At 66.6% G+C, this 4,391-nt stretch carries 6 protein-coding genes and 1 pseudogene; 1 reads left to right on the forward strand and 6 read right to left on the reverse strand.

All coding sequences use genetic code 11. The features are described 5' to 3' along the window. Positions 1 to 126: 126 nt before the first annotated feature. Positions 127 to 333 (reverse strand): hypothetical protein, encoded by a 207-nt coding sequence (locus AC07EJ_RS45970; RefSeq protein ID WP_478886532.1) that lies wholly within the window; start codon positions 331 to 333, stop codon positions 127 to 129. 142 nt (positions 334 to 475) lie between these two features. Between AC07EJ_RS45970 and AC07EJ_RS45975 the strand changes: the two genes are divergently transcribed. Continuing rightward, positions 476 to 1,051 (forward strand): GNAT family N-acetyltransferase, encoded by a 576-nt coding sequence (locus tag AC07EJ_RS45975; protein ID WP_389488726.1) that lies wholly within the window; start codon positions 476 to 478, stop codon positions 1,049 to 1,051. On the opposite strand, the gene AC07EJ_RS45980 is transcribed toward AC07EJ_RS45975, so the two are convergent. The 5 genes and pseudogenes from AC07EJ_RS45980 to AC07EJ_RS46000 form a co-directional block, all read right to left on the reverse strand. Further along, complete coding sequence (locus AC07EJ_RS45980) at positions 1,033 to 1,299, reverse strand: hypothetical protein (protein ID WP_389488723.1); 267 nt, start codon at positions 1,297 to 1,299, stop codon at positions 1,033 to 1,035. The two genes, AC07EJ_RS45975 and AC07EJ_RS45980, sit on opposite strands and share 19 nt — an antisense overlap. A 9-nt stretch (positions 1,300 to 1,308) precedes the next feature. Next, positions 1,309 to 1,902, reverse strand: a complete 594-nt coding sequence (locus AC07EJ_RS45985) for a hypothetical protein (RefSeq protein WP_478886533.1) — start codon at positions 1,900 to 1,902, stop codon at positions 1,309 to 1,311. Positions 1,903 to 2,193: 291 nt separating this feature from the next. Next, positions 2,194 to 2,280: pseudogene (locus tag AC07EJ_RS45990) on the reverse strand (helix-turn-helix domain-containing protein); the annotation flags it as partial. A gap of 334 nt (positions 2,281 to 2,614) precedes the next feature. After that, positions 2,615 to 3,685 (reverse strand): integrase core domain-containing protein, encoded by a 1,071-nt coding sequence (locus AC07EJ_RS45995; RefSeq protein WP_478886534.1) that lies wholly within the window; start codon positions 3,683 to 3,685, stop codon positions 2,615 to 2,617. A gap of 9 nt (positions 3,686 to 3,694) precedes the next feature. Continuing rightward, entirely contained in the window at positions 3,695 to 3,919 is a 225-nt protein-coding gene (locus AC07EJ_RS46000) for a transposase (protein WP_389488718.1), read from the reverse strand. Positions 3,920 to 4,391: the final 472 nt, after the last annotated feature.

Genomic DNA, 4,391 nt, shown 5'->3' on the forward strand with positions numbered 1-4,391 from the left:
CCTCCGTGCGGTGAAGATTCGACACCTCCACCACACACGGAGGCCTTCGCCCTCTTCAAGGCCCGCGCGTGTCAACAACGCTCATGCTCAATACATCTAGCCCGCCCCTGACGCCGCTGCCCGCTCTTATCTCGTGGTGTCCTCGATGAGTCCGGCGGTGACGCTCGTCTCGGTCGACCAGTCGCAGTAGACGAATCCGTCGACCTGCAACGCCTCGTGCCCCTGGATCGGAGGCGGTACGTCGTGGAGCAGGTCGAGGAGGAGGGCGCGCCGCTCGGTGTACGGGCGGCTGCGGACGTCGCCGAGTTCGGGGTGGGCGAGGAGATCACACACGGAATCCAGCGGGTTCGCTGAATCTGAAGGTGGCAGCGGCGGGAACCTGCTGGCGGGGTTGGTGTCCAGCACTGGGATGGCCGCAGGTTCGGTGCTGGTAATTGCGTTGTCGATCTAGTGAGGCTGAGGCAGCATCCCGGGCATGGGACAGCCTGCTGATGTGCTTCGCTTTGACCAGGTCGAACTGCGCCGATGGCGTGTCGACGACATCGAGTCCCTGCATCGGGCGATCACCGAGTCGCGTGGTCACCTGCTGCCGTGGATGCCCTTTGCGGCCACCCACGACCGGAAGCAGGGGGAAGGGTTTCTGAGCCACTCCGAGGAGCAGTGGGCCTCGGAGGAGGCATACAACTACGCGATCACCTCAGGTGGAGTGGTGGTCGGGAGCTGCGGATTGCATCGCCGGATCGGACCTGGCGGTCTGGACATCGGGTATTGGCTCCATCACGCGTGGACGGGGAAGGGGCTGGCCACTATGGCCGCGGCTGCCCTCGTGCAGGCGGGACGGGAGCTGCCGGGCATCGATCGCATCGAAATCCACCACGACGAGGCCAATTCCGCGAGTGGTGCCATCGCCCGCCGCTTGGGCTTCACTGAGGTTGAGCGCGTGCGGGTGACGGATGGGCCAGGGGCCCCCGGCGAGACGGGCGTCCATGTGAGATGGCGCCTTCAGATACGCTCCGACACTGCCCACAGCCGTCAGCCGGCTGCCCGGTGAGCGACGTGAGACGGCGGCGACTTCCTGAATTCCGCAGAGCCTCGCAAGTTGCTGGCCAAACTCGCAGAATCCGCCAGCAACTTGGAGAACTTGACACGCACGACGCTGGCCTCGATGAGGACGAGCGCGGTGAGGGCGAACTTCGCGGCTGGCCACCACTGCTGGGCGCGGACGCAGCCGGTCCCGATCACGCCGACAGTGAAGGCGCCAGCGGCGCGAGCAAGTTGGTAGCGGCGGTGGGCGGTCATCAGGTCTCCCTATACGGTTGGGTGGCGCCCATGGGGAGGCTTCGATGGGCGCTGACAGTGGTCGTGATCTCGGTGGCGGGCGGTCTGGTAGCGGCCGCGGTGGCCCGGTTGCTGCTTGACGGCTCGGGGGATGGCGCGGTCCGCCATGGCGGCCTGATCGCGTTTGCTGCCTTCGGAGGCCAGCTCGGGGAACAGTGGTGGGCGCGGCGCAGGCGGCGGGCCAAACGCGCAAGCGCTCGCTATCGAGTCGGAGAACGCGTCGCCGTTGAGGAAGACCAGGTCCCGCCCGGCAGCGCGGGCGATGCTGGCGGTAGCGGCGGTGCGGTACCAGCCAGCCGTCGCGGTACGCCGTGCAGTGGGGGCCTTCTCGAAGGACACGGCTATACCGCGGATACCAGCACGCTTGAGTCCGGCGAGCGTGGCCGCGAGACCGTATCCGGCGGAGGAGCCGATGACCAACGCGACCGGGCCGTCGCCCTCCGGCACGCCGACAGGGGCGGGGCATACCTGCCACATGTCGGCCACCAGCTGCCCGCACCCCGCCGGGTGGGCGTCGAGAAAGAGGAATCCCCGATTGCGGGGAGTCAGAACGCGCTCGTTCACGATGGCAGTCCTTGGGTCGGCCTGGACAGGGACGCCGCGGCCAGCCGGGCCGCCGCGCCCTGCAAGTCTGTGCCAGCACGAACTTCAGCAGTGGCCCTGCCAGCAACAATGATCACGAGCCAGTCTTGGAGTGTTTCCCCACTTCCAGCCGAGCAAGAAACGACCGCTACCTGCTCGGCATTGGCGTGCAACGCTTCAGGCGGACTCCGCCTGATCCACATCTGGCCACACGATCCGCCCGGCCGGCCTCAGTAACCCGTCACCCCCAAACTGCACGATGGGCGCCCCTTACGCGAATAACTCGGCGGCCTCGAACCGCACTTGCACCCGCCGGGCCCGCTGTTTCGCGGTCAGGCCGCCCCCATCGGGATACCGCATGACACCGGGATACACCCACCACCGAGATCACCGTCACCCCAACCCGAAAGTCTCAGTAGTGCGTGATCGAGGCTGTTGCCCACAGCGGCTGCGACCTCAGGACTGACCGGTGCCTCGTGGGCGGGAACCTGCTTCAACGGACCCGTAGGGCCGATCTGGTTGCACTGACTGAAGGAGTTGTGCGGCGGGCCCTCATCACCTGATGCGTCACTCGACGCCTGTGGGTACTCGGCAGCCTCGTTGACAGCGCCCAGAACCTTTCGCACCCTGAAGGGTGCCAATATTCGCGCACGGGTGCTGGCCTGCGGTGATTTGGTCGGCGTGTGATGGGTCGTCAGGCTGCGCGGTGGTACTCGTTGATGAGTCCGCCGAGGATCTTGCGACGTCGGATCGTGCCGATCGGCAGGGGAGTGACGTTGGTTGCGTCGCATGGCGCTCTCAGCTCCAGTGATCGGTGAGGTCTGCCCCTGTTGTAGTTCTCGGTGTACCGGTCCAGGACGGTGTGCAGGTGGCGTTCGCCGGCGATGAGCATGCGGTCGGTGCATTCGGCACGGACGGTGCGAACCCAGCGTTCCGCGAACGCGTTTGCCCGTGGGCAGCGTGGAGGGATCTTGACGACCTCCACGTCCTCTGCGGTGAACATGCCGTCGAATGCGGCGGTGAACTTGCTGTCGCGGTCTCGGATGAGGAAGCGCAAGCTGCTGCCGGACCGGTCCTGGAGGGTCATCATGAGGTTCCGGGCGAGCTGCGTCACCCAAGCCCCGGTGGGGTGGGCGGTGACGCCGAGGACGTGGACGTAGCGGGCCCCGACCTCCATCACGAAGAACACGTATAGCCGTTGGAGGGTGATCGCGCAGTCGACGTGGAAGAAGTCGCAGGCGAGCAGGGTATCGGCGTGGGCGCGCAGGAAGGTCGGCCAGGACGTGTCGGCACGCTGAGGGGCGGGCGGGATCCGATGCCGATGCAGGATCCGGCGGATCGTGCTCGCCCCGACGCGGTGGCCCAACCGGCGCAGCTCGCCCTGGATGCGGATGTAGCCCCAGGTGGGATTGTCACGAGCGAGTTGTTGGATCAGGACCACGAGCGCGGCGTCCAGTGGCGGCCGTCCTGGCCCTTGTTGGGGGTATGTCCATTTGCGGGAAACCAGCTTGCGGTGCCAGGACAGCAGGGTGGCCGGGGTGACGATCCGGTGCCGGCGCAGCTCGTGGGGGAGTCGCCGGGTTAGAGCGGCGATCACTGCCCGGTCCGCCCACGACAGTCTCGGTCGCTTTACCTGCCGTGGCAGTACCGCGAGCTCGTGGCGGAGTACGAGTATCTCCGCCTCCTTCGAGGCCGCACTTCGTAGCAGGAGGGCAAGCCCGCCGAGGAGTCGCCGGAAGAGCCAGTACAGCAGTCTCAACGCCATGAGAAGGGATCATGGCTCACCTGGGGAGCGAGTGAACCAGCAGGTCAAGACAATGCGCGAATAATGGCACCCTTCAGGCTCGTGCTGTTCCTGATGCTTCTTCACCCAGCCACGGAGGGTCTCCGGATTCAGCTCAAGTTCGCGAGCCGTCTCGGAGACGGTCTTGCTGGACCGGAGCGCGATCTGGACTGCTTCCTCGCGGAACTCCGGCGAATATTTGCTGGGCGGCGCCACTTCTTCCTCGTTTCCTGTTCAGGGCAACCCTATTGGGTCCCTGTCCGGGAACGTCGGGGCACCTCAACGCTCAGCTCATGACCATGATCAAGTGCTTAGCGTTAATGGCTGTCCCGATGTTCCCCAACCCCGCTCTCCCCGCTCAAGGACCGGCACATCAACTTCCTGGGCCGCTACCTGTTCAACATCAAGGCCAGCGGACCCGGCCAGGGACTGCGGCCCTTCCGCGACCCCGATGTCATCGAGGACGACGGGGAAGACGGCTGAGGGCCGGCGCATCCGAGACGGCCTGCGCCCGCTGCGCGGCCCGGCCGCGGCCGGCGATGGCGACGCGGACGGTGGAGAGGAATGGCCTCTTTTCGGCGGCGGTCTCCGGATGGGCACGGGGAAGTGCTTATCGGCCGGCTCCGGCGTGGGCGTGGCGGCCGTCGTGGTGGGGGCCGTGCCAGTCGAGGCACAGCACCGTGGCGTC

Source organism: Streptomyces sp. NPDC045026 (assembly GCF_056432625.1).

Bases quoted from the DNA above. Each gene is read 5' to 3' on its own strand.
- AC07EJ_RS45995 (WP_478886534.1), bottom strand. From the start codon at position 3,685: ATGGCGTTGAGACTGCTGTACTGGCTCTTCCGGCGACTCCTCGGCGGG.
- AC07EJ_RS45980 (WP_389488723.1), bottom strand. From the start codon at position 1,299: ATGACCGCCCACCGCCGCTACCAACTTGCTCGCGCCGCTGGCGCCTTC.
- AC07EJ_RS45975 (WP_389488726.1), top strand. From the start codon at position 476: ATGGGACAGCCTGCTGATGTGCTTCGCTTTGACCAGGTCGAACTGCGC.